The sequence below is a fragment of the Bacillus sp. AP50 genome, from assembly GCF_040492675.1.
GTDB classification, from domain to species: domain Bacteria; phylum Bacillota; class Bacilli; order Bacillales; family Bacillaceae_G; genus Bacillus_A; species Bacillus_A cereus.
Genome location: NZ_JBEUTW010000683.1, coordinates 1 through 1,473 on the forward strand (window position 1 = coordinate 1; position 1,473 = coordinate 1,473).

Here is a 1,473-nt window from a genome sequence, read left to right on the forward strand (position 1 = left end):
GCATAAACTTGTTAAAGCTCAGTGTAATTCTATAAATAGTAGATGTAATTATCTGAAAAATAACATTATCTACTTTTCGAGTAGGATAAGTAGAAAAAAGGAAGTTTTTCTTTGAAGAAAGCTCTTTTGACAGGAATAGATTTTTTCATAACTAGAACAAATAAATTAATAATCACATATACTGTATTGTCGTTAAAGCAAGACATTATTTTCTCAGAACAAGGGAATCACTAGAAAAATACGTGATTCCTTTATTCTTCAATATAATGTCAATAGTTGATTTGAAATAACCGAAGAAATAAAATTTTTGTTAATGGACAATCACATAATTTTAGGTATAGTAGGTTTATAATTTAGACTATAAAAATTAATGTATCTTTTATTATTTTAACCAAGAAGACTCCCTCCATAAGGAACTCACAGCAAGTATGGGTAAGTGGGAGTAGTTCAAAGCATGCAATATTGTTTGATTTGGCTAATACATAGATTTCTCATCTCAGAACTGGTGTAAGAATTATAATGTTTATACCATTCTATTGTATTTTCTAAAGTCTGTTGTAGGGACCATTTTGGCTGCCAATTAAGATTGAATTTTGCTTTGCTAATGTCAAGGTTTAGTAAATTTGCTTCATGAAAATTTATTGGACCTATATTTTCTGCTGTCCAATCCCCGCAGCCCCAAATATCTAGTAAACTGGTCACTAATTTTTCTACTGAAACAATATTGCTTAGGGATGGCCCGAAGTTCCATGCTCCTGAAAAAAGGATACCATTATTTATAATTTTTTCTGTAAGGAGTAAATACCCGCTTAAAGGTTCTAGTACATGTTGCCAGGGTCTAATAGCAGTAGGATTTCTAATAATAATCTTTTTGTTTGATTCTAATGCTCGTATACAATCGGGAATAATTCTATCTATTGACCAATCACCACCACCAATTACATTACCAGCTCGAACACTTGCAATTATTTTCTTGTGTTGAGAAAATTTTTCTTCTGAAAAGTAAGAATTACGATAGGAAGAAATTAAAAGTTCGCAGCATCCTTTGCTTGAGCTATATATGTCATGGCCGCCCATAGGGTCAATTTCACGATAACCCCAAGGCCATTCTTTATTTTCATAGCACTTGTCACTTGTCACCATAATTCCTATTTTAGCTGATTCATGTAATCGAATTGCCTCTAGTACATTCATAGTTCCTACAACGTTTACCTCGTATGTTTCTCTAGGATATTCATATGAATACTTAACTAGAGGTTGGGCAGCTAAATGGAATACAATTTCAGGTTTATAATCTGTAAAAACCTTATTTAATTTATTAAAATCTCTAATGTCTCCACGAATATCAATTATATTATTTTGAAGGTTAGTAATGTTAAAGTTATCATTTTTATTTTTAGGATCTAATGAATATCCGATTACAGCAGCACCTAATTCATTCAACCATAGGGATAACCAAGAACCTTTAAAACC

At 31.4% G+C, this 1,473-nt stretch carries 1 protein-coding gene; it reads right to left on the reverse strand.

The window, feature by feature from the left end:
- Positions 1-447: 447 nt before the first annotated feature.
- Positions 448-1,473 (reverse strand): CDP-glucose 4,6-dehydratase (gene rfbG / locus ABWK52_RS28365; protein WP_353772326.1); only part of this gene is annotated, 1,026 nt, incomplete at its 5' end.